Here is a 25,592-nt window from a genome sequence, read left to right on the forward strand (position 1 = left end):
ATTAAACCTGGCGAGCTGTAAAATTAAATATTATGATGTTAATGGCTTTATAAATAATCATTTATTAAGAACTAGTTTTTAAGCTTCTTCAGGCCTGTTGGCCGCGGTATAGGAACGCCATTTAGCCAAAACACCTTGAAAATCTTCTGGCAAGTCCGACTCGAAATGGATAAACTCTCGTGTTGAAGGATGCACAAACCCGAGAGAGCGGGCATGCAAAGCTTGACGAGGAATAATTTCAAAACAATTGTCGATAAACTGCCGATACTTACTGAATACTGTTCCTTTCAAGATCTTATCGCCACCATAGGTTGCATCATTAAATAAGGGATGTCCGATATGTTGCATATGCGCCCTTATCTGGTGGGTTCGACCCGTTTCGAGCTGGCACTCGATCAATGTAACGTAACCAAATCGTTCCAGTACTTTATAGTGAGTGACAGACCACTTCCCTTTGTCTTCATCGTCATAAATATCCATAACCCTCCTGTCCCGCAGACTTCGGCCGATATAACCTGACACGGTTCCATCTTCGGCCAAATCTCCCCATACAAGAGCGTTATACTTCCGGGCAATACTGTGGTCGAAGAACTGTTTGGCCAGATAAGCCATAGACTTTTCATTTTTACTGATCAACAGCAAGCCTGAAGTATCCTTATCTATACGATGCACTAAGCCCGGACGCCCATCATTACCCGGTAACTGTGGCAATTGCTGAAAGTGATACACCAAGCCATTAACTAATGTTCCCGTATAATTATTATAACCTGGATGTACTACCATCCCGGCTGGCTTATTCAACATTAGTACATCGTCATCTTCGTAAATAATATTTAAAGGAATATTTTCGGGATAAACTTCTGTATCCCGCGGAGGATGAGGCAAAACCACTGAGATGACATCAAGAGGTTTGACTTTATAACTTGACTTAACCGGCTTTTCATTCACAAGAACACTGCCTGCTTCTATTGCATTTTGAATCCTGTTACGGGATGCATTTTCAACCTTGTGCATCAGAAACTTGTCAATGCGAAGTAAAGACTGGCCCTTATCGACCACTAACCTCAAATGCTCATACAAATCCTGTTCTTCAGGCTCAAGGAACTCCAACTCTTCTGACATGCTGCAAAATTAAACTTTAGTGGTTATAAATAATGAAGAATAGAAAGTTCACCAATACCAATAAAAGCTATTTTTGTTTTAACTTTTTTTTAAGACCTTTATAGCGCTGAACTAAAATAAATTACGTGAGCATCACGTAATTCTAACAGCCTGGGTGAGAGGCTGAATAATTATAATATATACCATTAATTAAATTAATTTGATGAAACTTTCTACTAAAGTTAGTGCCTTGCTTTTAATGAGCAGTATGGCTTGTTCTACGTCTTCGTTCGCTCAGGAAGAGATCGGACAATTGATAGCTGGCTCTCCTGAAGACGCTACAGCTTTGGCTAAAGCTTATCTAAATCCTTTCTTCAAAGGGGTGGGTTTAGGTTTAAATTCAGGATGGACCAATACAGGAAGTGTTAAACAACTTGGAAAATTTGAGTTCAGAGTGGGTGTAACGGGAGCTATTATACCGGGTAAAGACAAATCATTTGACGTCACAACGCTAGGATTAAAAAGATTGAGACCTGCTGATCCAGCTAACGTTATTTCTCCAACTATTGCAGGAGAAGATGTAGAGGGTCCTACTATGGTGGTATTAAATGAAAATGGGCAACCAATAAAGAATGGCACTCAAAATGTAACAATTAAACTACCTCAAGGCCTAAACCCTACTCAATCAGCTATTCCTGCACCACAGCTACAGGCTAGTATTGGACTGGTTAAAGGATTTGAAGCGACAGTAAGATATCTGCCCCCAATTGCACCTCCAGATTTCGGAGAATTTAGCATGATCGGTGGGGGTATTAAATTTCAACCATTGAGATTTGCTTCTAAAAAGGTGAACAAGCTGGTTCCTTTTGATTTAGCTGTTGCTTTAGGATGGAGCCAGTTCAAATACACCTATGATCTGGAAGTAAAAGATCATAACGGAAAAATATATGATGATCAGAAAGTAGAAGCTAAGTTCTCAGGAATTAATGCTGAGGCTATTTTATCTAAAAAGATTCTTTTATTCGTTCCATTTGTAGCGGTAGGATATCAAACATCAACAACTGATGCAGGAATTAAAGGCACGTATGAATATGCGTCAGGATCTACGGGAACTTCTACTGCCGGAATCGTTAACTATTCAACAACAAAAGACCCGGTCAGCATCAACGAGAAATATGTTAACAACTTCAAAGCGAGTGCTGGTTTAACCGTTAACTTACTATTGTTCCGTGTTTATGGTTCTTACACCCTGGGTGCATACAACTATGTAAACTTAGGTCTTGGCCTTGGTTTCGGTAAATAAGGATTTTTAAGGTTAATTTATATTTTAAAAGCTCCTGCAAAGGAGCTTTTTTTGTTTCCACAATGTTTGATTTCGAAATTTATAGTCCGGAGGATAAGATCATCCTTCCTGAAGTCGAGGAATACAATGTTCAGCTAAGCTTGAAACGTGATGATCTGATACACCCTTTCATTTCTGGGAATAAATGGCGTAAGCTTAAGTATAACCTTATTAAAGCGAGGCAGGAGAATAAGACCCACCTTGTTACATTTGGAGGGGTTTGGTCAAATCACTTACTTGCTACCGCTTGCGCAGCTGCCAGATTTGGATTCAAAAGCACTGCCTTTGTGAGAGGTGAAGATATACCAAGTGATATTCTCTTTTTCTGTCGCATGTTCGGCATGCAACTTATCTTTACTCGTAGAGAAGACTATCTCGACAAAAGAGGGCTTTTTGTAACACATTTTGGACCAGACGCTGCGGCTTATTTTATTAATGAAGGAGGATCTGGGCCTGAAGCCGCAGAAGGGTGTTCTGAAATCATATCAGAATTAAAAGAAACGTACGATCATATTTTCGTTGCTGCTGGAACAGGCACCACAGCTGCAGGTTTAATTAACGGCATTATAAAATTTGCAAATACGCCCCAGGTACATGTAGTTCCGGTATTAAAGGGAGCAGATTTCCTGGAGTCTCAAATAAAAGAGCTCCTGATAATAGATCATCCCTTTCAATTCCATAGCAACTATCATTTTGGCGGTTATGCAAAGACTCAACCTGAACTAATTGAATTTGTAAAGCGTTTTACCAGCTCTACCGGAATTATAATCGAGCCTGTATATACAGGAAAGATGCTATATGCCGTTGAAGATCTTGTAGCTCAAGGTGAGATCAAGCCTGGAAGTAAAGTCCTGGCGATCCATACAGGAGGACTGTTCGGGATCCTTGGAATGAAGGAAAAATTTAAATTTTAAATGAGCTATCCTTTCTCTTGATTGAATCTCTACATTTGCTTAAAACGGAATTATGTACGAGCTAAATATTCCACCCCAAGACGTTCATAAAGTACTAGGCAAGCATATTTTGGCCGATGGTTACGACCTGATCTACGATATAGAGAAGAGTCAGGGAGTTTACATGTACGACTCGAAATACGAGCGTAAACTGCTGGACTTTTTCACTTGTTTTGCCTCAGTTCCGCTGGGATACAATCATCCGGATATGCTTAATGATGAAGAGTTTAAGAAAAATCTAATGCTGGCGGCGTTGGGCAACCCTTCAAACTCAGATATCTATACGCAGCAATACGCGGAATTTGTTCAGACTTTCGCAGGTATTGGAATTCCGGATTACCTTCCTCATGCCTTCTTTATTGCCGGAGGAGGATTAGCTATTGAGAACGCTCTTAAAACAGCAATGGACTGGAAAGTTCAAAAGAATTTCAGGAAGGGCTATACGGAGGAGAAAGGATTTAAAGTTATACACTTTGAACATGCCTTCCATGGTAGAACAGGTTATACGCTAAGTTTAACCAATACCCATCCTGACAAAACCAAGTGGTTTGCAAAGTTCGACTGGCCCAGGGTAAGTACACCGGCTGTTCATTTCCCTTTAGATCAAGATAATCTTGCTGATCTGATAGGCCGGGAAAAGAAGAGCATTTTACAGATCAAACAAGCTTTTGCCGAGAATAAAGACGACATCTGTGCAATTATTATCGAACCTGTACAGGCTGAAGGTGGCGACAATCATGTTCGGAAGGAATTTTTAGAACAGTTGAGAACGCTTGCTGATGAGAATGAGTGCTTTCTGATATATGATGAAGTACAAACAGGAGTCGGACTTACAGGGAAATTTTGGTGCCATGAACACTTCGGAGAGAAAGCGCGCCCTGACATCGTCGCTTTCGGTAAAAAAATGCAGGTATGCGGCATTCTCGTGTCCTCAAAAGTTGACGAAGTAGAACACAACGTATTTAGCGTACCATCGCGGCTCAACTCCACCTGGGGTGGCAACCTTGTTGATATGGTCCGGAGTTCGCAGATTCTAAAGATCATTGAAAAAGACAGTTTGCTGGATAATGCTACCAAAACAGGGTTGTACCTTCAAAAAAGGTTGAAAGACCTTTCAGCTGAATTTTCAATAATTAGCAATGTAAGAGGATACGGACTTCTAAGCGCTTTTGATTTCCCGAACAAAATCTACCGGGATAAATTTATCAGCAAAGGCATGGAAAACAATGTCATGTTTATTGGTTGCGGCACTTCCTCCATTCGATTCCGCCCTGCCCTCATTATCAAAGAAGAGGATATCGAGGCCGGAATAGACGTCATGAAAAAGGTATTGACAGCTATTTAAGAAATCTAAGGTGAAAAATTTAAGGTGGTAATTCTCCTTTTACCTTAGGTTAAAAAGATCATCCACTCCCAAAAGCTTCTTAGAAGTATACCCTTCTGCGAATGCTGCTCCAATGTGTTTTCCAAATTCTCTTGCCCGTCCTTCAATCACATGCATAAATTGAGGACTCGAAATATAGGTTTGCTGTTCATCTTTAGTATAATCGGCGCTAAAAAACTGTGACTTATATGCCTGGATAGACTTTACCTTCGTATCCCAGAATCCGGATACATCAATTACTATGTCAGGTTCAATGTAAGCATCCTGGATAAATTGAAGGAACAGACGTGGTCTCCAGGCTTGCTGACTTTCGCCATTAAGTGAGGTTTGTATTTTGGGCAAGCCTGATAAAAAGCTGGCATCAGTCAATAAAGCGCCAGCCCTTCCATGGTCCGGATGACGGTCATGTAGTGCGTTAGCGAGGATAATTTCAGGTTGGTACTGTCTGATCTTTTGAATGATGTGCATCTGATGCTCTTCATCATTACGAAAAAAACCATCGCGCATACAGAGGTTCTCACGGATATCCAAACCCAAAATCTGCGCTGCTGCAGCTGCCTCTTCCTTTCTTAACTCAGCAGAGCCACGCGTCCCCAGCTCTCCCCGGGTAAGGTCAATTATTCCAACTTTCTTTCCTTCAGCCTTATATTTCAGCAATGTTCCTGAACAAGCTAGCTCTGCATCATCAGGATGGGCAGCAAATACGAGAATGTCTAACTTCATGTAAATAAAAAAATCCCTGACTATTAATAATCAGGGATCAAACATAAGCAAAGATCGCTCCTGCTTTGTCAAAATAATAAAATGATTACAATCTGGCAGTAGGAATACCGTAGTACCCTGAAGACTGTAGAATACTTTCTATCTGCATTTCTTGCTGCGGGTCGTATCGCTGTTTCAGGTTATGGCCAAACACACTACCCACGGATTGATAAAAGAAGGCTGTCAAACCGCCTTTCAGATCCTTCACCAACTCGTAAGTAGTTCGACCTGTCTCCCTATCGATAAGCTTTATAAGAATTTCGCCCTGACTGATGGACATATTCTTCACCTCGCGGTTGAACATATCTTTGATCTCTTTTTCGCAGGCTTTCACCAGACGTCTTTGCTCTCTTTTATTTGGTGTTACAGCTAATTGTTCGTTTAATCTTCTATAGCGTTCTCTTGCAAAAACAGCGTAAGGCATTACTTTAAGTACGTTATACCTCAACCTGTTAAATTGCATCCTTGCTTCCGCAGAGGGATAAGTTCTGAAAGCACGAATCGGCACTTCACGAAGAACGATCCAGGGCATCACCTCTCCATTATCAGTTCTGGTAATTGCAACTCTGATCGTATCATTTTCCCCCTTCGCCTTTGGATCAAACTGCGCGTATAACGAGAAGGTCAAAAACAATGAAAAAACGGTTAGTAACAGATTTTTTTTCATATTTTAGAAAGAACAAAAATACACCTTAATATCTAAACAATGTTAATTACTGAAACGAGCGGAAGGTCTTAGCACATTATGTTGTAATAAAAAATTTTGTACTTTGCACCGAGGGTCGTTTATAATTAATATATCAATATACGGAATAGTAACCCTAAAAGATTAAGAAAATTATAAGTCATTGTTTTTTTATGACAAAGACTTAAAAATTGAATATGAAGGAATTAGTGATAGACCTGGAAGCTGAAAAGAAGGAAATCCTCAAACGCTACAGAGCGCTCTTAAAGGCGAGTAAAGCCACTTTACAGAAAGGCGACAAGCGCCTTATTCGGCAGGCTTTCAATATGGCACTCGATAGTCATAAAGACATGCGGCGTAAATCCGGCGAGCCCTATATATACCATCCGATTGCCGTAGCCCAAATTGCTGCCGAAGAGATTGGACTTGGTACCACTTCAATCGTTTGTGCCCTCCTTCATGATGTTGTCGAGGATACCGCAATTACTCTGGACGATATAGAACGAGAGTTTGGAAAAAAGGTAGCACGAATTATAGATGGTCTTACCAAAATTTCCGGAGTATTTGATTATAACAGCTCATTACAAGCAGAGAACTTCAGAAAAATGCTGCTTACCCTTGCAGACGATGTTAGGGTGATCCTGATAAAATTAGCAGACAGGCTCCATAATATGCGTACCATGGAGTTTATGCCCAGGGATAAGCAGCTGAAAATATCTTCTGAAACAGTTTACTTGTATGCTCCCCTTGCTCACCGGTTAGGACTTTATGCCATAAAGTCGGAATTGGAAGACCTCTCCATGAAATATATGGAGTCTGAAACCTACAAGTTCATCGCAAGAAAACTGAACGAGAAAAAGGCAGAAAGAGAGCTCTACATCAAAACTTTCGTTGAGCCGATCAGGGAAATCCTTCACGATCAGGAGCTAAAGGCGGAAGTTTACGGCCGGCCCAAATCAATTCATTCCATCTGGAATAAAATGCGCAAAAAAGGTATTCCTTTTGAGGAAGTATATGACCTTTTTGCTATCCGTATAATACTAGACAGTAAGCTTGAAAACGAAAAAGCAGATTGCTGGAAGGCTTATTCTATCGTTACAGATCTTTATAGGCCAAATCCTGATCGATTGAGAGATTGGGTATCCTCTCCCAAAGGTAACGGATATGAGTCGCTACATACAACCGTTATGGGGCCAAAAGGTCAGTGGGTAGAAGTACAGATTCGTACACAGAGGATGAACGAGATTGCGGAAAAAGGCTTTGCAGCTCATTGGAAGTATAAAGAGTCGTCTTCAGACAGCGGTCTCGATCAATGGATCCACAAAGTACGGGAAATGCTGAAGAATCCGGATTCGAATGCATTAGACTTCCTCGACGATTTCAAAATGAACTTGTTCTCTGATGAGATCTTCATTTTTACTCCTAAGGGAGCATTGATGCAATTACCTACCGATGCTACAGCGCTGGATTTTGCTTTTGAAATTCACTCTGATCTCGGTGCTCGTTGTATCGGAGCAAAAGTAAATCATAAGCTTGTTCCACTTAGCTATAAGCTGCAAAATGGCGATCAGGTAGAGATCATCACTTCCAGCAAGCAGGCCCCCAAAGAAGATTGGCTGAATTTTGTTGTTACAGCAAAAGCAAAGTCCAAAATCAAGTCGAGCCTAAAGGAGGAGAAGCGTAGGGTTGCCGAAGAAGGAAAAGAAATACTGGAACGAAAGCTCAAATCGCTTAAGATAACCTACAACTCAGATAATATACATAAGATCGCCTTCTACTTTAAATTCCAAAACACTTTGGATCTGTTCTATAATGTAGCTCTGGGCAAGATCGATCTGAAGGATCTAAAGGAGTTCCAGTCATCAGAACGTACCGTAGAACAAAATAGTCCGAAAACCATTGAGGCTGCTCAATTGGAGGGCATTATGAACAAGGTAAAAACCAAAGACAGCGATACGCTACTCATTGGTGAAGACCTGCAGAAGATCGATTATAAACTTTCAAGCTGCTGTAACCCTATCCCCGGAGATGATGTTTTTGGTTTTATCACCATTAATGATGGTATTAAGATCCATAGAACAAATTGTCCTAACGCAACTAAATTAATGGCGAATTACGGGTACCGCGTAGTTAAAGCTAAGTGGACTTCTCAGAAAGAACTAGCCTTCTTAACAGGTTTGCGTATTACCGGGATCGATGAGGTAGGTCTGATTAATAAGATCACTACAGTAATTTCAAATGATTTCAAAGTTAATATGCGGTCTATAACTGTTGATAGCGACGAAGGGATTTTCGAAGGTTCAATTATGGTCTATGTAAATGATACGCAGCATCTGGAAAACCTTATCAAGAAACTGCGCCAGGTTAGAGGAGTTACGTCTGTTACGAGATTTGAATCAGAATCTGCAATGCACAAGGCCTCATAATAATTTAATGGCGTTGAGATTAGGATTTGCACTATGTTTAAAACCTAATTCATCTTTTTTGATATATTCCTATTTTTTTGGATAACTTTGGAAGCTGTTAAGCACCGTTTATGCCCGTAGAAGAAACTATAGCAATGGTTAAAAAGATTTTTGAGGCTTACCTTGAGAATAAAAACCTTAGGAAAACACCCGAACGTTTTGCTATACTGGAAGAAATCTATTCAAGAACAGATCACTTCGATGTGGAATCCTTGTACATCCACATGAAAAATAAAAAGTACCGTGTAAGCAGGGCAACTGTTTATAATACTCTCGAATTACTTGTTGCCTGTGACCTGGTAACCAAACACCAGTTTGGTAAAAATATGGCCCAGTTCGAGAAATCTTACGGATACAAACAACACGATCACATCATATGCATCGACTGCGGTAAGGTAGTTGAATTTTGTGATCCGCGTGTTGGACAAATACAAAGTATGATGGGAGATCTATTGAAGTTTGACATAAAACATCACTCCCTCAACCTCTATGGTAACTGCGGAAAACTGAAAGAAGGTTTCTGCGACTCTTACGTAAAAAATTAATACCCTTATAAATAAATTAATGGCTGTTGATGTACTCTTAGGGCTCCAGTGGGGAGACGAAGGTAAAGGCAAAATCGTTGACGTTTTAAGCCCTAAATATGATCTTATTGCAAGATTTCAGGGCGGTCCAAATGCTGGACACACGTTGGAATTTGACAATCAGAAATATGTTCTGAACACTATTCCTTCAGGTATTTTTAACGAGAAAACCATGAACCTGATCGGTGGTGGTGTTGTTATTGATCCTATTATCCTCAGAAGAGAGCTTGAAAACCTTAAGAAAAGTGGCTTTGACCCTGTTGCTGAAGGCAAACTGGTTATTGCCCGTAAAGCACACCTAATTCTTCCAACTCACCAGCTACTTGATGCTGCATCGGAGAGCAAGATGGGTGAAGGCAAAATTGGTTCTACCTTAAAAGGTATCGGACCAACTTACATGGATAAAACAGGTCGCAATGGCTTACGTGTGGGTGATATCATGCTTACTAATTTCAAAGAAAAGTATGAGAAGTTAGTGAACAAGCACAAATCTATTTTGGAGCATTACGGTGAAGTACCTGACTTTTCTGAGAAAGAAGCAGCATTCTTTGATGCTATTGAATATCTTAGAGGTATACCACAGGTGGACAGCGAGCATCTGGTAAATCAGTATTTACGAGAAGGCAAAACCGTTCTGGCTGAAGGAGCACAAGGAACTTTATTAGATGTTGATTTTGGATCTTACCCTTTCGTTACTTCATCTAATACTACTACAGCCGGAGCCTGTACAGGTTTAGGTATTGCCCCTAATAAGATCGGTGCCGTTATTGGTATCTTCAAAGCCTATTGTACACGCGTGGGCGGAGGCCCTTTCCCAACGGAACTTGATAATGAAGTTGGAGAAGAATTACGCCGTATTGGTCACGAATTTGGTGCTACTACTGGTCGCGCACGTCGTACCGGATGGATCGATATTCCTGCATTAAAATATGCGATCATGATCAACGGTGTTACGGAGCTGGTTATGACTAAAGCAGATGTACTAAGCGGTTTCGACAAGATCTACGCCTGTACTCATTATGATTACAACGGTGAGAAAATCGATTACATGCCATATGATATTTGTTCTGTAGAAGCGAAACCTGTTTACGAAGAGATTGATGGATGGAATGAAGATCTAACAGGAATAAAAACTATTGCTGAAATTCCTGAAAAATTAGCTGCTTACGTACAGTATATCGAAAAGCACGTTGGTGTCCCTGTAAAATATCTTTCAGTTGGGCCAGATCGTGTTCAAACCCTGGTACTGAACTAAAGCTGCCTTTTCCGGTTATGAAAATATACAATCTTTCTCCGGAAGAGCTTCTTATATTTAAAAAAAAAGCATTTCAATGGGCTGTTTCATTTGAAACAGCCTGTTATTTTGATTCCAATTCCTACCCAGACCCTTACTCTTCCTTTGATCTTCTTATTGCTGCAGGCTCGGTTAGGGAAATAAAATCCTCCTCAAAAAATGCTTTTAATCGACTGAGTTCCTTTATTAAACCCTGCAAATGGGGGATCGGGTTTCTTGGTTACGATCTAAAAAATGACCTTGAAGATCTAAATTCTCATAATAAGGATGAACTTCAATTTCCGGACCTGTTCTTTTTCGAACCCAAACACCTCATAAAACTACAGGGGAACCAGGTATTTCTGAATTCGATGGACGGAGATGAGGTATATAAGATTATAAATTCCCAGCAAATAACCTCGGTGCCAGTTCAGGAATCAGTATCTTTTGAATTAAAAAGCCGTTTCAATTACGATGAATACTGCCTGACAGTTGAAAAAGTAAGAGAGCATATATTAAGGGGAGACATTTATGAGATGAACCTTTGCCAGGAATTCTATTCAAAAGGTATGGAATTCCACCCAGAGGAAACCTATCAAAAGCTGAAGGAAATATCCCCTACTCCTTTCTCATGTTTCTTCAAATTCCAGGGCAACTACATTCTATCGGCTTCTCCGGAGAGATTTATGTGCAGGCGGGGTAGTAAGCTGATTTCGCAACCAATTAAAGGGACCGCAAAACGCAGTTATGACGAAAAGGAGGACTTCCAACTGAAAGAAGATCTGAGAAATAATCAGAAAGAACAATCCGAAAATGTGATGATCGTAGATCTGGTTAGAAATGATCTAACGAAATGCTCTAAAGCCGGAAGTGTAAAAGTTGAAGAGTTATTTGGGATATATACTTTCAGACAAGTACATCAGATGATTTCAACCATTGTTTCCGAAGCTCATCCCTTATTAGATAATACAGAAATCATAAAGGCAGTTTTTCCCATGGGATCTATGACGGGAGCCCCTAAACTACGAGCAATGGAACTGATAGAAGCCTTTGAACGAAGCAAGAGGGGCACATTCTCCGGTGCGATCGGCTATTTTTCGCCAGAGGGTGATTTTGATTTCAACGTTGTAATACGTTCCGTTTTATATAATTCAAAGACGAGATACCTTTCTTTTCAGGTAGGCAGTGCGATCACCTATGCTTCCAAACCAGAGAAAGAATATGAAGAATGTCTCCTTAAAGCTGAAGCTATTTTAAAAGCTCTCGCTTAAACATTTTTTCATTTTCTCCTTGCCAATTCAAAATCAAACATTTACTTTTGGCACAAGGAAATAGAAATGCTAAACAACACTACATATTGGTTCGGATACTTTTACTACTTTAGGTAAAAGCCGGGACTAATATGTTTTGACTAAAAGAACTCATATACAAAGTCCCGGCCTAACAGCCGGGACTTTTTTTTTAAGCTAAATGGAGAAGAAAAGAGTAGCCATACAGGGGATCAAGGCATCGTTTCATGAAGAAGCCGCATTAAAATTTTTTGGAAATGACATAGAGACAGTTGAATGTAATTCATTCAAACAAACATGTGACGTACTGAAAAGGAAAGAAGCGGACTTTGTGGTGATGGCAATTGAAAATTCAATTGCAGGCAGTCTTCTTCCAAATTACACTCTTCTCCGCGATTACCAATTTACAATTATCGGTGAGGTTTATCTTCATATTCAACTTCATCTGTTAGCACTTCCGGGTGTTGCGTTTGACCAGATCAAGCGCGTTGAATCCCACCCTATCGCCATTCGCCAGTGTGATGACTTCTTTAATGAGCATTCTCATCTGAACATTGTTGAAAGTACAGACACTGCTGCCTGCGCCAAACGTATACGTGATGAGCAGTTAACTGATACAGCAGCAATAGCAAATAAATTAGCTTCAGAAATGTACGGCCTTCAGGTGATGGAACGCCGTATTGAAACAAATAAAAAGAATTATACTCGCTTTCTTATCCTTACAGATAATAAAGATATTCAAATAGAAAAAGCCAATAAAGCATCCTTCTCCTTTCAGGTATCGGACGAAGTAGGTTCGCTCGTACGAGTACTGGATGCATTTGCAGAAAACGAAATCAACCTGAGTAAGATTCAGTCGATGCCAGTTCTGGGCAAAAGGAATCAATACAATTTCTACGTGGACATCGAGTGGCTGGATCATAAGAAGTATGAGGAGGCCTTACGCAGAGTACTTCGATATACGATTAATTTCACCATTCTTGGTGAGTATCTAAAGAACGATGAGGTGTAAGGGAGCTGGTGAGAGGTAAATGGTGAAAGGGAAAAGGTAAGAAGGGTTGCGATTAAGCTAAAGACAAAAATATAGAAGATAGCATCGAAAGGCGATTAGAAGTGCCGGCAGAAACAGAGATTTTAAAATTTTAATTTATTAGATAGTATGAAACTGAATTTAAACATAGAACCATTAAGCGCATGGTTAACTCCAAAACATCAGCCTCTTGTAATTGCAGGCCCTTGTAGCGCAGAAACTGAAGATCAATTATTATCTACGGCACGCTTATTAGCCGACACAGGAAAAATATCTGTGTTACGTGCTGGTATCTGGAAACCACGTACCCGTCCCGGAGAATTCGAAGGTATTGGAAGCGTTGGATTAGAGTGGTTAAAGAAAGCAAAAGCAGAAACAGGATTACCTGTAACTGTTGAGGTTGCAAACGCAAAACACGTAGAAGAAGCTTTAGCTGCTGGTGTTGATATCCTTTGGGTTGGTGCACGTTCAACAGTAAACCCTTTCACTGTTCAGGAAATTGCTGACGCGTTAAAAGGTGTAGATATCCCTGTTATGGTTAAAAACCCTGTTAACCCTGATCTTCAACTTTGGGTTGGTGCATTAGAGCGTTTCAATGGTGCTGGTATCACTAAGTTAGCTGCTATCTCACGCGGGTTCTCTTCTTTCGAGAAATCATCTTTCCGTAACGAGCCAATGTGGGAGATCACTATCCAGCTAAAATCATTAATTCCTCATTTACCAGTGATCTGCGATCCTAGTCACATTTGCGGTAACCGTGAGCTAATCCCTTACATCTCTCAAAAAGCGTTAGACTTAGAGATGAATGGCTTGATGATTGAATCTCACATCGATCCATCTGTTGCATGGACTGACGCCAAACAACAAGTAACTCCAGCTGCTTTATCTGATCTTATCGATCATTTAACAGTTCGTACTCCTGAAGCTAAAAACCCTGCGATATCTGATAAATTGGCAGAGCTTCGTAAGCAGATCGACAAACTTGATGATCAAATCATTCAGAAACTTGCTGAAAGAATGAAAATTGTGGAGAAGATCGGTGAGTACAAAAGAGATAACGATATTACTATACTTCAGCTTAACCGTTGGGACGAAGTTTTGGAGAAACGTGCCAGCTTCGCAAAGGCACTGAACCTGGATGAAGAATTTACTACAAAATTATTAGAATTGATTCACGGTGAATCTATCAAGAAACAAACTGCGATCATGAACGATAAAACAGTAGTTGAATAGCATGAGTCATCCTGTGTTAATACTTTCAAAGCCTGGGAAGGACACTTTTTGCACCACGTATCTTACCGGTTCGAAAAGTGAGAGCAACAGGGCTTTGATATTAAACGCATTGAGCAAAGGAAAGGTGGAAGTTAAAAACCTTTCCTCTGCTGATGATACTGTTACTTTGAATGGTATTTTAGAAAGCAGAAAGGATAGTGTCGCTTCGGGAATCCCTACTGTAGATATAGGACCGGCAGGTACAGCTATGCGTTTCCTAACAGCATACTTTGCCACCACTGGTCAGGAAGTTGTTATCACCGGAACAGAAAGGATGAAACAACGTCCTATCGGAATTCTGGTTGATGCTCTTCGCAGCCTGGGGGCTAAAATTGAGTATGTAGAAAAAGAAGGTTATCCACCTCTAAAATTCCAACCTTTATTCGAACAGAAGACGAATAAGATCAGTATAAAGGGGAATATCAGTTCTCAATTTATTACTGCACTATTATTAGTAGCTCCTTCCCTTCCGGAGGGTTTAGAACTAACAATTGAAGGGGAATTAACATCACGTCCATATGTAGAGATGACACTGGCTATGTTAGCAGAGGCCGGAATCTCTCATCAATGGAACGGACCTGTTGTCTCAATCCCTTCCCAGGAATTCAAATCTTCTGCAATTACAGTTGAACCTGATTGGAGTGCAGCATCATACTGGTATTCCGTTGCGGCTTTATCTGAAGAAAGCTCTATCTCGCTTCCTTATTTAAAGGAAAACAGCTTACAAGGAGATAGCCGGATCAGTAAGATAATGGAAAGCTTTGGTATTACTACCAAATTTACTACTGAGGGACTGGAGTTAAACAAGACCACTAATGAGATTAAGGGAGACTTTTTTGATTTGAAGGATTGTCCAGACCTTGCTCAGACAGTAATTGTAGTGAGTGCAGCTTTAGGACATAACGCGACCTTTACAGGATTAGAAACATTAAAGATCAAGGAAACTGATCGTATTGCAGCTCTTCAAAATGAGCTTGCAAAGATCGGGGTAAAGTTAAATGAAGAGAACGAACATTATCATTTAGATTGTTCAGGCTTGCATTTCCCTGAAAAAATTACCATTAGAACCTATGAAGACCATAGGATGGCAATGGCATTTGCACCTTTGGCTTTAAAAATAAAACAGCTTGAAATTGAGGAGCCGGCAGTAGTTGGCAAATCTTACCCATCATTTTGGGAGGACCTTAAGAAAGCGGGATTTGAATATTAGACAAGAAATTTGAGACGTGAAACGTAGATCCGTTTCGCGTTTTGAATTTTGTGACCACTCACCACTCACATTTCACAAATGGCAGGTAACTCATTCGGACAACTGTTCCGCATTACAACTTTCGGAGAATCGCACGGTGCAGCTATCGGGGTAATTATAGATGGTTGTCCTCCTAATGTTGAACTCGATCTCGATTTTATTCAGAGTGAACTGGATAAACGCAAGCCAGGGCAATCCAAAATAACCACTCAAAGAAAAGAGAGTGATACTGCGCAGATCCTTTCAGGAATCTTTGAGGGAAAAAGTACGGGTACACCTATTGCTTTGGTTATCCCTAACGAAGATCAGAAGTCGAAAGACTACGACCATAACAAAGATATTTTCCGACCATCTCACGCCGACTATACCTATCAATCCAAATATGGGATCAGGGATCATCGGGGCGGTGGTCGTTCTTCCGCAAGGGAGACCGCAGCACGAGTAGCAGCAGGTGCTGTGGCTAAACTTTTCCTTAAACAAAAAGGTGTAGAGATCTTCGCTCACGTTTCCTCTGTGGGAACTATAAATGCTCCAAATATAGACCCTTCTGATCTTAACGAGCTTCTTGATATCCGCGAAAGCAATATTGCGCGATGTGCAGATCCAGCTACAGCCCATGAGATGATAGAGTTTATTGATTCTGTTCGTAAGGCTGGCGACACTGTTGGTGGAAAGGTTTCATGTATCATCCGTAACTGTCCTGTCGGGTTAGGAGAGCCGGTATTTGACAAGCTTCATGCCGACCTTGGTAAAGCCATGTTAAGTATTAATGCAGTGCATGGATTTGAATATGGATCAGGTTTTGAAGGGTCAGAAATGAGAGGATCAGAGCATAATGATATCTTTCAGCCTTCATCTGAAAAAAATGCGGTGAGCACTATTACCAATTTTTCAGGCGGTGTTCAGGGTGGCATTTCAAATGGAATGGACATTACTTTCAGAGTAGCCTTCAAACCTGTGGCAACTATTATGCATAATCAGGATACGGTGGATAAAGAGGGGAACGCGGCAGAAATTAAAGGCAAAGGGCGTCATGATCCATGTGTGGTACCCCGTGCTGTAGCCATTGTTGAAGCCATGGCCGCACTAACTATCGCTGATCATTATTTAAGGCAAAATGCCTATTTATAGAATGAATATAGGGAGTCACAGATAGGGCTCCCCCTATATTCATTTTATCACTCCTTCTATACTTCAGTCACTCTCTCATTCATCAGTCCAAAAAAAAGGAGCTCCATCTCTGAAACTCCTTCATGACCTCAAAAAATATTATTTCTAGTGAGCTGTTCCTGTTTCGGAATCATTTTCAATATTCCTCTTCATACTGCCTTTAGTAGCCCAGGCAACAATTAGAATTACTACCGCTGCTACAAGTGCCCATACCCAGGGTTGAAGGTACCAGGGGGTTTCCCTAGTATCGTAATTAAATTCGGTTGTCGCCCTGTTGTTATTGCTTCTGTTCTCATCGTCCTCGGCATTCACCCTTTGAGCAAATGTTGTCAGGTTGATAAACATTATAAAAATAACGGCTCCCACATATCTCAAATAGTGATTTAGATCACCTTTTATCCTGATCGCGTTCATAGTTTCTCCTATTTATATCCAAGTAACAGCATCAAAATGGAAGGGTTTTAAAAAAAGTTCTTGACATCTCAAAAATCTTTTAAACAGTCATTTGATTTTCTTTTTTAAAACGTATTTTTGCGGCACCAAAATGAGTGTCACGTAAAGTGATTATTTAACTGAGTAACAAATTTTTCATTAAAAGTTTATATGCCTAACACTGGAAAAATAGCGCAGATTATCGGACCCGTAGTTGACGTAAGCTTCGCAGAAAACGCAAAGCTTCCTCAAATTTTTGATGCTTTGGTAATCACTAAGGCTAATGGTCAAAAAATCATCCTTGAGGTTCAACAACACTTAGGAGAAGACCGTGTACGCGCAATCGCGATGGACTCTACAGATGGTCTCGTTCGCGGAATGGACGTAGTTGACACTGGCGCTCCGATCAAAATGCCTATTGGAGACAGTATTAAAGGACGTGTATTTAACGTAGTAGGAGATCCAATCGACGGTATCGTTGAGCTTGATAAAACAAACGGTCGCCCTATTCACGCAAAACCTCCACGTTTCGAAGATCTATCTACAGAAACTGAAGTATTATTCACCGGAATTAAAGTGATCGACCTTCTTGAGCCGTATGCAAAAGGTGGTAAGATCGGATTATTCGGTGGTGCGGGTGTAGGTAAAACAGTATTGATCCAGGAGCTGATCAACAATATCGCTAAAGGACACGGTGGTCTTTCAGTATTTGCCGGTGTAGGTGAACGTACCCGTGAAGGAAACGACTTACTTCGCGAGATGCTTGAGTCTGGTATCATCAAATATGGTGAAGAGTTCATGCACGGAATGGAGAAAGGCGAGTGGGATCTTACAAAGATTGATCAGGCTGAATTAAAAGAGTCAAAAGCGACCTTCGTATTTGGTCAGATGAACGAGCCTCCTGGTGCACGTGCACGTGTAGCTCTTTCTGGTCTTACTATTGCAGAGTATTTCCGTGACGGTGATGAGCAAGGACAAGGAAAAGATATCCTTTTCTTCATTGACAATATCTTCCGTTTCACACAAGCAGGTTCAGAGGTATCAGCGCTTCTAGGCCGTATGCCTTCTGCGGTAGGTTACCAGCCAACTCTTGCAACTGAAATGGGTTTGATGCAGGAGCGTATCACTTCAACAAAACGTGGTTCTATCACATCAGTACAAGCAGTATATGTACCTGCGGATGACTTGACTGACCCTGCGCCAGCAACAACTTTCGCCCACTTAGATGCAACTACGGTACTTTCACGTAAAATTGCTGAGCTTGGTATTTATCCAGCAGTAGACCCATTGGATTCAACTTCACGTATCTTAAGTCCGATGATCCTTGGTAATGATCATTACAATACTGCACAACGAGTAAAAGAGATCCTTCAACGTTATAAAGAACTTCAGGACATCATTGCTATCCTTGGTATGGATGAGCTTTCTGAAGAGGATAAATTAACTGTACATCGTGCACGTCGTGTACAACGTTTCTTATCTCAGCCTTTCCACGTAGCAGAGCAATTTACAGGTCTTAAAGGAGTTCTTGTAGACATTAAAGATACTATCAAGGGTTTCAACATGATCATGGATGGTGAAGTGGATGAATATCCAGAAGCAGCATTCAACCTTGTTGGTACTATTGAAGATGCAGTAGAAAAAGGTAAGAAATTACTTGCTGAAGCTAACGCTTAGTATTACATCTCAAAACAGAAACAATGAGATTAGAAATATTAACACCAGATAAAACGATCTTCGAAGGAGATGTAACTTCAGTAACAGTACCAGGAGTAAACGGATCTTTTGAAGTATTGAACAACCACGCTCCTATCATCTCTATTTTGGAAGATGGTAACGTAACTATCCGCACAGGAAAACAATCAGAAAGTTTGTTTATTCACGGTGGAGTGGTTGAGGTAATTGACAACAAAGTAATGTTGCTTGCAGAAGGTGTAAGACAATAAAGGTCAAAACGACTCTATTAAAAACCGGATAAGAAATTATCCGGTTTTTTTATTTTATACTCCTGAGCCTTCGAGGTAAAAATCAAATTTTCTATTATTGATCTGCCTTTTCAGGAAGAAAATCATCTACTTTTTAGAAAACGATAATTTTCCTGACCGTATACCGAAGTCGCTTTTGGTATACGAGTTAAGAATAAAATTACCATTATATCGATTAATACAATAACTATATTTTGAAAATTTCAATTTAGTAGAATAATATTCTAATTTCATTTTCTACATCTCACCTATTGACTAATTTAATTCTTGTTCCTACCTTGAGAAAACAAAACAATAAGCCTTGATTTGATAAATATGGCCCAAAGATTTGACCACATACTTAGCATTAAAATTATCAATGTTCTCATTCTGGTGAACGTTGTCATTGTGCTCTTGGGTGAGGTCCAGTCGAAGGTGTTATAAGATAAAAATTCAGAAGCGCCTTCGACAAATACGGAGGCGCTTTTTTTATGAGCAGGTTTATTTAAGACCATAAAAACCACAACATTAAAAATAGAAAAACCACATGGCGTCTGATAACACAGAAAGCACGACAGTAGTGAACGAAATAAATCGTTACAGCAAAACCCTTACTCAAGATCCGACACAGCCAGCTGCACAAGCAATGCTTTACGGAATAGGTTTGACTGATGAAGACATGAAAAAAGCACAGGTGGGTATTGCCAGTATGGGTTACGACGGTAACACTTGTAATATGCATCTGAATGATCTTGCCAAAATTGTGAAAGACGGGGTGTGGGCTGAAGATCTTGTTGGTTTGATCTTTAATACTATTGGTGTGAGCGACGGTATGAGTAACGGTACAGATGGTATGCGTTATTCCCTAGTGAGCCGCGATGTTATCGCCGATTCAATTGAGGCAGTTTGTGGAGCGCAATACTACGATTCCTTAATTGCTCTCCCAGGTTGCGACAAAAACATGCCGGGATCATTAATAGCAATGGGTCGTTTAAACCGACCTTCTATCATGGTATATGGTGGGACAATTGCGCCGGGACATTATAAAGGGGAAGACCTGAACATCGTTTCCGCTTTCGAAGCATTGGGGAAAAAGATTGCCGGTCAACTTGACGAAATAGACTTTAAAGAAATAATAAAAAACTCTTGCCCGAGCGCCGGTGCTTGCGGTGGTATATACACCGCAAACACAATGGCGGCAGCAATTGAAGCTTTAGGGATGAGTTTACCCTATTCTTCATCCAACCCAGCCTTGAGTGAGGATAAAAAACAAGAGTGTTTGGCTGCAGGTAAAGCTATTCGTCTTTTGATGGAGCGCGATATTAAGCCGAAAGATATCATGACGAAAGAAGCATTTGAAAATGCTATCGTTACCATCATGGTCCTTGGAGGATCTACCAACGCGGTACTTCACCTTCTTGCTATTGCGAAAAGTGTAGATGTCGAGCTTAGTCAGGATGACTTCCAGGAAATATCTAATCGCATCCCTTTATTGGTAGATATGAAGCCGAGTGGGAGATACATGATGGAAGACCTTCATAAAATAGGAGGAGTTCCCGCGGTAATGAAATACTGTTTAGAGCAAGGCTGGTTACATGGGGAGTGTTTAACCTGTACAGGAAAAACCCTTGCTGAAAACCTTTCTGAAGTTCCTTCCCTGGAATTTGAAACTCAGAAGATCGTATTTCCAAAGGAAAATGCCATTAAAGCAACCGGTCACTTGCAAATCATTTATGGAAATCTTGCTGAAGGCGGTAGTGTCGCGAAGATCACCGGAAAAGAGGGTGAACGTTTCGAAGGACCAGCACGCGTATTTGACGGAGAAAAAGAACTGATTGAAGGTATTTCATCTGGCCGGGTGCAAAAAGGAGATGTAGTGGTTATACGTAACGTAGGTCCAAAAGGGGGCCCTGGAATGCCTGAAATGTTAAAACCAACTTCTGCCCTTATCGGTGCAGGTCTTGGAAAATCTGTTGCTTTAATCACAGATGGCCGCTTTAGTGGAGGAACTCATGGTTTCGTAGTAGGACATATTGTTCCTGAAGCTTACGAGGGCGGATTGATCGGATTAGTACAAGACAATGACATAATTGAGATAAATGCAGTTAATCGTTTAATGACTCTAAAAGTCTCAGAAGAGGTGATTGCAGAAAGAAAAGCTCAGTGGTCACAACCAGAACTAAAAGTTAAAAAAGGATTGCTTTACAAATACGCCAAACAGGTTAGTTCTGCAGCTGAAGGCTGCGTAACCGACCTGTAGCTCTGACTTGGACTCCTGAGGGGGGAATAAGATAGAGCAAAACAAGCGTCTATATATTTAAACATAAAAAACGAAGAAACAGGTTGAGATCCAATCTCGATTAAAATCAATAAAACAATGGAGACAGCACAACAGGAAGCAACATCTGCGGAGCAAAAGACAAGCATCGAACTTACTGGTTCGCAGGCTGTATTAGAAGCGCTGATAGCAGAAGGCACGGAGACCATTTTTGGTTATCCAGGTGGCGCTATCATGCCTATTTATGATGCCTTATATGATTATACTGAAAAGCTTAACCATATCCTCGTTCGCCATGAACAAGGTGGTATACACGCCGCCCAGGGATATGCACGTACTTCAGGTCGTGTCGGTGTTGTTTTCGCTACGAGTGGTCCGGGTGCAACAAACCTTATTACAGGTTTAGCAGACGCTCAGATAGATAGTACTCCATTGGTTTGTATTACGGGACAAGTATTTGCGCACCTTTTAGGTACTGATGCTTTCCAGGAGACAGATGTAATTAACATTACAACTCCGGTAACTAAATGGAACTACCAGGTTACAGATGCTAATGAAATTCCCGAAGTTTTAGCGAAGGCCTTTTATATTGCAAAGACTGGAAGACCAGGACCGGTATTGATCGACATTACCAAAAATGCTCAGTTGCAGAAGTTCGAGTACAAAGGCTACAATTTCTGCAACCATATTCGCAGCTATCGTCCAAAACCAATCGTGCGTAAAGAATATATTGAGGAAGCAGCAAAGCTAATCAATGAAGCAAAAAAACCATTTGTTCTTTGGGGACAGGGTGTGATCCTGGGAAGTGCTGAGAAAGAATTCGCAGCATTTATTGAAAAATCAGGTATTCCTGCAGCATGGACAATCCTTGGTGCCGGTGCCATTCCTTCCGATCACCCACTTAACGTAGGTATGCTTGGCATGCACGGTAATTATGGTCCAAACGTCCTGACTAATGAGTGTGATGTGTTGATCGCAATCGGAATGCGTTTCGACGACCGTGTTACTGGTCGTCTGGATAAATATGCTAAACAAGCAAAAGTTATTCACCTGGATATAGACCCTGCAGAAATTGATAAAAACGTTCAGACAACGGTGCCTGTTTGGGGTGATTGTAAAGAAACCCTTCCCATCTTAACAGAATTAGTTGAAGCGAAACAACATCCAGAGTGGTTAGCAAAATTCAATGAATTTACCCGTCAGGAAGTAGAGCAAGTGATCAAAGACGAGCTTTTCCCAAGCACAGAAGAGCTTACAATGGGAGAAGTTATTCAGCAGATCAATGAAATCACTGGAGGTGAGGCGATTATTGTAACCGATGTTGGTCAGCATCAAATGGTAGCTTGTCGTTACGCGAAATTGAACAAAACTCGAAGTAATGTAACCAGCGGAGGTTTAGGAACAATGGGCTTCAGTTTACCAGCTGCTATTGGCGCTAAATTCGGGGCACCCGATCGTCCTGTTATTGCGGTAATTGGTGATGGTGGAGTTCAAATGACCATCCAGGAGTTGGGTACTATCATGCAGTTTGATGTAGATGTAAAAATTCTGATCCTTAACAATCAGTTTCTGGGAATGGTGCGTCAGTGGCAGCAATTATTCCACGACAGGAGATACTCTTTTGTAAATATCACAAGTCCTGATTATGTCAAGGTTGCTGAAGGATACCGGATTCCAGGTACAAGCGTAAGCAAAAGAGAGGATTTAAGACCAGCGCTGGAAAGGATGCTGAATGTAAAAGGATCATTCCTGCTTGAGGTAATGGTAACAAAAGAGAATAACGTATTCCCGATGGTACCACAAGGCTGCAGCGTGAGTGAAATCAGATTAAAATAAGAGGTAAAAAACAAGGTAAAATAAGAGGTAAAAGGTTAAAGCTCAAAGGTAAAAGGTAGGGCAATAAAAGCGGAAAGCACAAAGCCATCATACATACCCCCTTACAGCTCTTAAAACAACAATCATGACAGCTTACATCCCAAATCCTGAAAAGCAGGAATATAACATCACCGTTTATACCGAGAACCAGATTGGTCTTCTTACCCGTATCGCGATTATCTTCAGCAGAAGAAAGATCAACATTGAGAGTTTAAACACCTCTCCTTCTGAAATTGAAAGTATTCATCGTTTTAACATAGTAATTACAGAAACTGAAGCTGTGGTTCGCAAAGTCTGCAGACAGATCGAAAAGCAAGTTGAAGTTCTTAAGGTATATTACAACACGAACGAGGATGTAATTTGGCAAGAGATGGCGCTTTATAAGGTTCCAACTGACCAAATTGCAGAAAAAGCACTTGTGGAGCGTCTGCTTCGTGAAAACGGGGCACGCGCAGTGGTGATCAGACACGACTATACAGTATTTGAAACCACGGGCCATCGTGAGGAAACAGATGCGCTAATTGAAAGACTTCAACCATTCGGACTCATTGAATTTGTCCGTAGTGCGCGTGTTATGATTATCAAAGATAGCGAGGGCTTTAACCGAAAGTTAAGGGAGTTTGAATCCCTCGAACCGGGTCAAGAGGTAAGCGAGAACGAATTCCTGAACAGTGCCGACAAGGTATTTTCAATGTAGTAGAAAAAGACCTCTCTACAACTATCGAGAAAAGTGATTGAATTCAGAGGGTATCTCAAACTATGCGTGAACAGTACCTCCTATTTTAAATATTTGAGCTAAATTAGCGCCGCTTTCAGGGAAGCTGCTTACACTTAAGCAATTGAAGGCTTCCGGTGACAAATAGAAAAGGGAAATAAAACAAACTTTAACATAAAAATTAATAGAAATCAAGCAATAAAAAATGGCAAATTATTTTAATACACTACCCCTTAGGGAACAATTAAACCAACTGGGTGTATGCGAATTCATGGACAATTCTGAATTTTCTGATGGTGTTAATGCACTTAAAGGAAAGAAAATCGTAATCGTGGGTTGCGGAGCTCAAGGTTTAAATCAAGGTTTGAACTTAAGAGATAGTGGTTTAGATGTTAGTTATACATTGCGTAAAGAAGCTATCGAGCAGAAAAGAGATTCATGGAAAAATGCTACAAGCAACAATTTCACTGTTGGTACTTATGAAGAATTACTTCCAACTGCCGACCTTGTAATCAACCTTACTCCTGATAAGCAACACACGTCTGTAATTAACGCTGTAATGCCATTGATGAAACAGGGTGCTACTTTATCTTATTCTCACGGTTTCAACATCGTTGAAGAAGGTATGCAGATCCGTAAAGACATCACCGTAATCATGGTGGCTCCTAAATCACCAGGTTCAGAGGTTCGTTCTGAGTATGTACGTGGTTTCGGTGTTCCTACCTTAATTGCTGTTCACCCTGAAAACGATCCTGAAGGAAAAGGATTAGAGTGGGCTAAAGCTTATTGTGTTGGTACCGGCGGTCATCGTGCTGGTGTTTTACGTTCATCTTTCGTAGCTGAAGTAAAATCTGATCTAATGGGTGAGCAGACTATCCTTTGTGGTTTGTTACAAACAGGTTCTATCCTTTCTTTTGACAAAATGGTTGAGAAAGGAATTGATGCTGGTTATGCTTCTAAATTAGTTCAGTACGGTGTTGAAGTGATCACTGAAGCTCTGAAACACGGCGGAGTTTCTGGTATGATGGACCGCTTAAGCAATGTTGCTAAGATCAAAGCTTTTGAGGTTTCTGAAGAATTAAAAGACATCATGCGTCCTTTGTTCCAGAAACATCAGGATGATATCATGAGCGGAACATTTAGCCGTGTAATGATGGAAGACTGGGCTAACGGGGATGCAAACTTATTGAAGTGGAGAGCTGAAACTGGTGAAACTGCTTTCGAAAAAACTCCTGCTGGTGATGTTAAAATTGGCGAGCAAGAATACTTCGATAACTACTTACTAATGGTAGCTTTCGTTAGAGCTGGTGTTGAATTAGCTTTCGAAACAATGGTTGAGGCTGGTATCAAGCCAGAGTCGGCTTACTACGAATCACTACACGAAACTCCACTTATCGCGAATACTATCGCTCGTAAGAAATTGTTCGAAATGAACCGTGTAATTTCTGATACTGCTGAGTACGGTTGTTATTTATTCGATCAGGCTTGTAAACCTTTACTTGCTGATTTCATGAAGAAGGTTGATACTGACTTAGTTGGTAAGAACTTCAATGAAGGTAAGGATGGTTCTGTTGACAATCAGCAGCTGGTTGCAATCAACGAAACCCTGCGTAACCATGAAGTAGAAATTGTGGGTACAAAACTGCGTAAAGCAATGACCGCAATGAAAGCAATTAAAACAGTTTAAACTCCTTAGTCCTCTATCAGAGAAAACTAGCGAGGCATAACTATAAATTTCTCAAAATCCCTCTCTTCCGGGAGAGGGATTT

Annotated in this window: 21 protein-coding genes; 17 read left to right on the forward strand and 4 right to left on the reverse strand. The window is 40.7% G+C overall.

Translation table 11 applies throughout. From position 1 onward, the window contains the following. Positions 1 to 78: 78 nt before the first annotated feature. A complete protein-coding gene (locus J4N24_RS05160) occupies positions 79 to 1,122 on the reverse strand; it encodes an RluA family pseudouridine synthase (RefSeq protein WP_207532594.1) in 1,044 nt (347 codons plus the stop codon). 202 nt (positions 1,123 to 1,324) lie between these two features. Here J4N24_RS05160 and J4N24_RS05165 point away from each other — a divergent pair, with 202 nt between their 5' ends. The 3 genes from J4N24_RS05165 (at position 1,325) to lat (ending at position 4,741) form a co-directional block, all read left to right on the forward strand. After that, positions 1,325 to 2,404, forward strand: a complete 1,080-nt coding sequence (locus J4N24_RS05165; protein ID WP_207532595.1) for a DUF6588 family protein — start codon at positions 1,325 to 1,327, stop codon at positions 2,402 to 2,404. Between the two features lie 62 nt (positions 2,405 to 2,466). After that, a complete protein-coding gene (locus J4N24_RS05170; RefSeq protein ID WP_207532596.1) occupies positions 2,467 to 3,357 on the forward strand; it encodes a 1-aminocyclopropane-1-carboxylate deaminase/D-cysteine desulfhydrase in 891 nt (296 codons plus the stop codon). 52 nt (positions 3,358 to 3,409) lie between these two features. Further along, complete coding sequence (lat, locus tag J4N24_RS05175) at positions 3,410 to 4,741, forward strand: L-lysine 6-transaminase (protein WP_207532597.1); 1,332 nt, start codon at positions 3,410 to 3,412, stop codon at positions 4,739 to 4,741. 39 nt (positions 4,742 to 4,780) lie between these two features. Here the strand turns inward: lat and bshB1 are convergent, their stop codons facing one another. Next, positions 4,781 to 5,503 carry a bacillithiol biosynthesis deacetylase BshB1 gene (gene bshB1, locus J4N24_RS05180; RefSeq protein WP_207532598.1) on the reverse strand — a complete coding sequence of 241 codons (723 nt, stop codon included), beginning with the start codon at positions 5,501 to 5,503 and terminating at the stop codon, positions 4,781 to 4,783. Positions 5,504 to 5,588: 85 nt separating this feature from the next. Further along, the gene (locus tag J4N24_RS05185) at positions 5,589 to 6,209 is read right to left on the reverse strand and encodes a DUF4294 domain-containing protein (RefSeq protein ID WP_207532599.1); all 621 of its coding nucleotides are present in this window, start codon (positions 6,207 to 6,209) and stop codon (positions 5,589 to 5,591) included. Between the two features lie 215 nt (positions 6,210 to 6,424). On the opposite strand from J4N24_RS05185, the gene J4N24_RS05190 reads away from it, so the two are divergent. From J4N24_RS05190 to aroC, 8 genes are all read left to right on the forward strand, one after another. After that, entirely contained in the window at positions 6,425 to 8,653 is a 2,229-nt protein-coding gene (locus tag J4N24_RS05190) for a RelA/SpoT family protein (protein ID WP_207532600.1), read from the forward strand. Between the two features lie 110 nt (positions 8,654 to 8,763). Continuing rightward, the gene (locus J4N24_RS05195; RefSeq protein ID WP_207532601.1) at positions 8,764 to 9,237 is read left to right on the forward strand and encodes a Fur family transcriptional regulator; all 474 of its coding nucleotides are present in this window, start codon (positions 8,764 to 8,766) and stop codon (positions 9,235 to 9,237) included. Positions 9,238 to 9,256: 19 nt separating this feature from the next. Continuing rightward, positions 9,257 to 10,531, forward strand: coding sequence for an adenylosuccinate synthase (locus J4N24_RS05200; RefSeq protein WP_207532602.1), 1,275 nt, complete (start codon positions 9,257 to 9,259; stop codon positions 10,529 to 10,531). A gap of 17 nt (positions 10,532 to 10,548) precedes the next feature. After that, a complete protein-coding gene (locus J4N24_RS05205) occupies positions 10,549 to 11,820 on the forward strand; it encodes an anthranilate synthase component I family protein (protein WP_207532603.1) in 1,272 nt (423 codons plus the stop codon). A gap of 199 nt (positions 11,821 to 12,019) precedes the next feature. After that, a complete protein-coding gene (locus tag J4N24_RS05210) occupies positions 12,020 to 12,850 on the forward strand; it encodes a prephenate dehydratase (RefSeq protein ID WP_207532604.1) in 831 nt (276 codons plus the stop codon). A gap of 147 nt (positions 12,851 to 12,997) precedes the next feature. Beyond that, a complete protein-coding gene (locus J4N24_RS05215) occupies positions 12,998 to 14,101 on the forward strand; it encodes a bifunctional 3-deoxy-7-phosphoheptulonate synthase/chorismate mutase type II (RefSeq protein WP_207532605.1) in 1,104 nt (367 codons plus the stop codon). Between the two features lies 1 nt (position 14,102). Continuing rightward, entirely contained in the window at positions 14,103 to 15,350 is a 1,248-nt protein-coding gene (gene aroA, locus J4N24_RS05220) for a 3-phosphoshikimate 1-carboxyvinyltransferase (protein ID WP_207532606.1), read from the forward strand. Positions 15,351 to 15,428: 78 nt separating this feature from the next. Beyond that, positions 15,429 to 16,520: a chorismate synthase gene (aroC, locus tag J4N24_RS05225; protein ID WP_207532607.1), complete on the forward strand. Its 1,092-nt coding sequence runs from the start codon at positions 15,429 to 15,431 to the stop codon at positions 16,518 to 16,520. A gap of 144 nt (positions 16,521 to 16,664) precedes the next feature. On the opposite strand, the gene J4N24_RS05230 is transcribed toward aroC, so the two are convergent. Continuing rightward, the gene (locus tag J4N24_RS05230; RefSeq protein ID WP_207532608.1) at positions 16,665 to 16,973 is read right to left on the reverse strand and encodes a hypothetical protein; all 309 of its coding nucleotides are present in this window, start codon (positions 16,971 to 16,973) and stop codon (positions 16,665 to 16,667) included. Between the two features lie 189 nt (positions 16,974 to 17,162). On the opposite strand from J4N24_RS05230, the gene atpD reads away from it, so the two are divergent. The 6 genes from atpD (at position 17,163) to ilvC (ending at position 25,510) form a co-directional block, all read left to right on the forward strand. After that, on the forward strand, positions 17,163 to 18,668 hold the full coding sequence (atpD, locus tag J4N24_RS05235; RefSeq protein WP_207532609.1) for a F0F1 ATP synthase subunit beta: 1,506 nt from the start codon (positions 17,163 to 17,165) through the stop codon (positions 18,666 to 18,668). 23 nt (positions 18,669 to 18,691) lie between these two features. Next, positions 18,692 to 18,937 carry an ATP synthase F1 subunit epsilon gene (gene atpC, locus J4N24_RS05240; RefSeq protein WP_207532610.1) on the forward strand — a complete coding sequence of 82 codons (246 nt, stop codon included), beginning with the start codon at positions 18,692 to 18,694 and terminating at the stop codon, positions 18,935 to 18,937. 565 nt (positions 18,938 to 19,502) lie between these two features. Then, complete coding sequence (gene ilvD, locus J4N24_RS05245) at positions 19,503 to 21,215, forward strand: dihydroxy-acid dehydratase (protein ID WP_207532611.1); 1,713 nt, start codon at positions 19,503 to 19,505, stop codon at positions 21,213 to 21,215. A 117-nt stretch (positions 21,216 to 21,332) separates the two neighbouring features. Then, a complete protein-coding gene (gene ilvB, locus J4N24_RS05250; RefSeq protein WP_207532612.1) occupies positions 21,333 to 23,069 on the forward strand; it encodes a biosynthetic-type acetolactate synthase large subunit in 1,737 nt (578 codons plus the stop codon). Positions 23,070 to 23,193: 124 nt separating this feature from the next. After that, on the forward strand, positions 23,194 to 23,805 hold the full coding sequence (gene ilvN / locus J4N24_RS05255) for an acetolactate synthase small subunit (RefSeq protein ID WP_207532613.1): 612 nt from the start codon (positions 23,194 to 23,196) through the stop codon (positions 23,803 to 23,805). Positions 23,806 to 24,028: 223 nt separating this feature from the next. Continuing rightward, positions 24,029 to 25,510: a ketol-acid reductoisomerase gene (gene ilvC, locus J4N24_RS05260; RefSeq protein WP_207532614.1), complete on the forward strand. Its 1,482-nt coding sequence runs from the start codon at positions 24,029 to 24,031 to the stop codon at positions 25,508 to 25,510. Positions 25,511 to 25,592: the final 82 nt, after the last annotated feature.

Source organism: Desertivirga arenae (assembly GCF_017355785.1).
GTDB lineage: Bacteria > Bacteroidota > Bacteroidia > Sphingobacteriales > Sphingobacteriaceae > Desertivirga > Desertivirga arenae.

Coding starts and splice junctions, on each gene's coding strand:
- J4N24_RS05160 (WP_207532594.1), bottom strand. CDS start 1,122: ATGTCAGAAGAGTTGGAGTTCCTTGAGCCTGAAGAACAGGATTTGTAT.
- J4N24_RS05165 (WP_207532595.1), top strand. CDS start 1,325: ATGAAACTTTCTACTAAAGTTAGTGCCTTGCTTTTAATGAGCAGTATG.
- J4N24_RS05170 (WP_207532596.1), top strand. CDS start 2,467: ATGTTTGATTTCGAAATTTATAGTCCGGAGGATAAGATCATCCTTCCT.
- lat (WP_207532597.1), top strand. CDS start 3,410: ATGTACGAGCTAAATATTCCACCCCAAGACGTTCATAAAGTACTAGGC.
- bshB1 (WP_207532598.1), bottom strand. CDS start 5,503: ATGAAGTTAGACATTCTCGTATTTGCTGCCCATCCTGATGATGCAGAG.
- J4N24_RS05185 (WP_207532599.1), bottom strand. CDS start 6,209: ATGAAAAAAAATCTGTTACTAACCGTTTTTTCATTGTTTTTGACCTTC.
- J4N24_RS05190 (WP_207532600.1), top strand. CDS start 6,425: ATGAAGGAATTAGTGATAGACCTGGAAGCTGAAAAGAAGGAAATCCTC.
- J4N24_RS05195 (WP_207532601.1), top strand. CDS start 8,764: ATGCCCGTAGAAGAAACTATAGCAATGGTTAAAAAGATTTTTGAGGCT.
- J4N24_RS05200 (WP_207532602.1), top strand. CDS start 9,257: ATGGCTGTTGATGTACTCTTAGGGCTCCAGTGGGGAGACGAAGGTAAA.
- J4N24_RS05205 (WP_207532603.1), top strand. CDS start 10,549: ATGAAAATATACAATCTTTCTCCGGAAGAGCTTCTTATATTTAAAAAA.
- J4N24_RS05210 (WP_207532604.1), top strand. CDS start 12,020: ATGGAGAAGAAAAGAGTAGCCATACAGGGGATCAAGGCATCGTTTCAT.
- J4N24_RS05215 (WP_207532605.1), top strand. CDS start 12,998: ATGAAACTGAATTTAAACATAGAACCATTAAGCGCATGGTTAACTCCA.
- aroA (WP_207532606.1), top strand. CDS start 14,103: ATGAGTCATCCTGTGTTAATACTTTCAAAGCCTGGGAAGGACACTTTT.
- aroC (WP_207532607.1), top strand. CDS start 15,429: ATGGCAGGTAACTCATTCGGACAACTGTTCCGCATTACAACTTTCGGA.
- J4N24_RS05230 (WP_207532608.1), bottom strand. CDS start 16,973: ATGAACGCGATCAGGATAAAAGGTGATCTAAATCACTATTTGAGATAT.
- atpD (WP_207532609.1), top strand. CDS start 17,163: ATGCCTAACACTGGAAAAATAGCGCAGATTATCGGACCCGTAGTTGAC.
- atpC (WP_207532610.1), top strand. CDS start 18,692: ATGAGATTAGAAATATTAACACCAGATAAAACGATCTTCGAAGGAGAT.
- ilvD (WP_207532611.1), top strand. CDS start 19,503: ATGGCGTCTGATAACACAGAAAGCACGACAGTAGTGAACGAAATAAAT.
- ilvB (WP_207532612.1), top strand. CDS start 21,333: ATGGAGACAGCACAACAGGAAGCAACATCTGCGGAGCAAAAGACAAGC.
- ilvN (WP_207532613.1), top strand. CDS start 23,194: ATGACAGCTTACATCCCAAATCCTGAAAAGCAGGAATATAACATCACC.
- ilvC (WP_207532614.1), top strand. CDS start 24,029: ATGGCAAATTATTTTAATACACTACCCCTTAGGGAACAATTAAACCAA.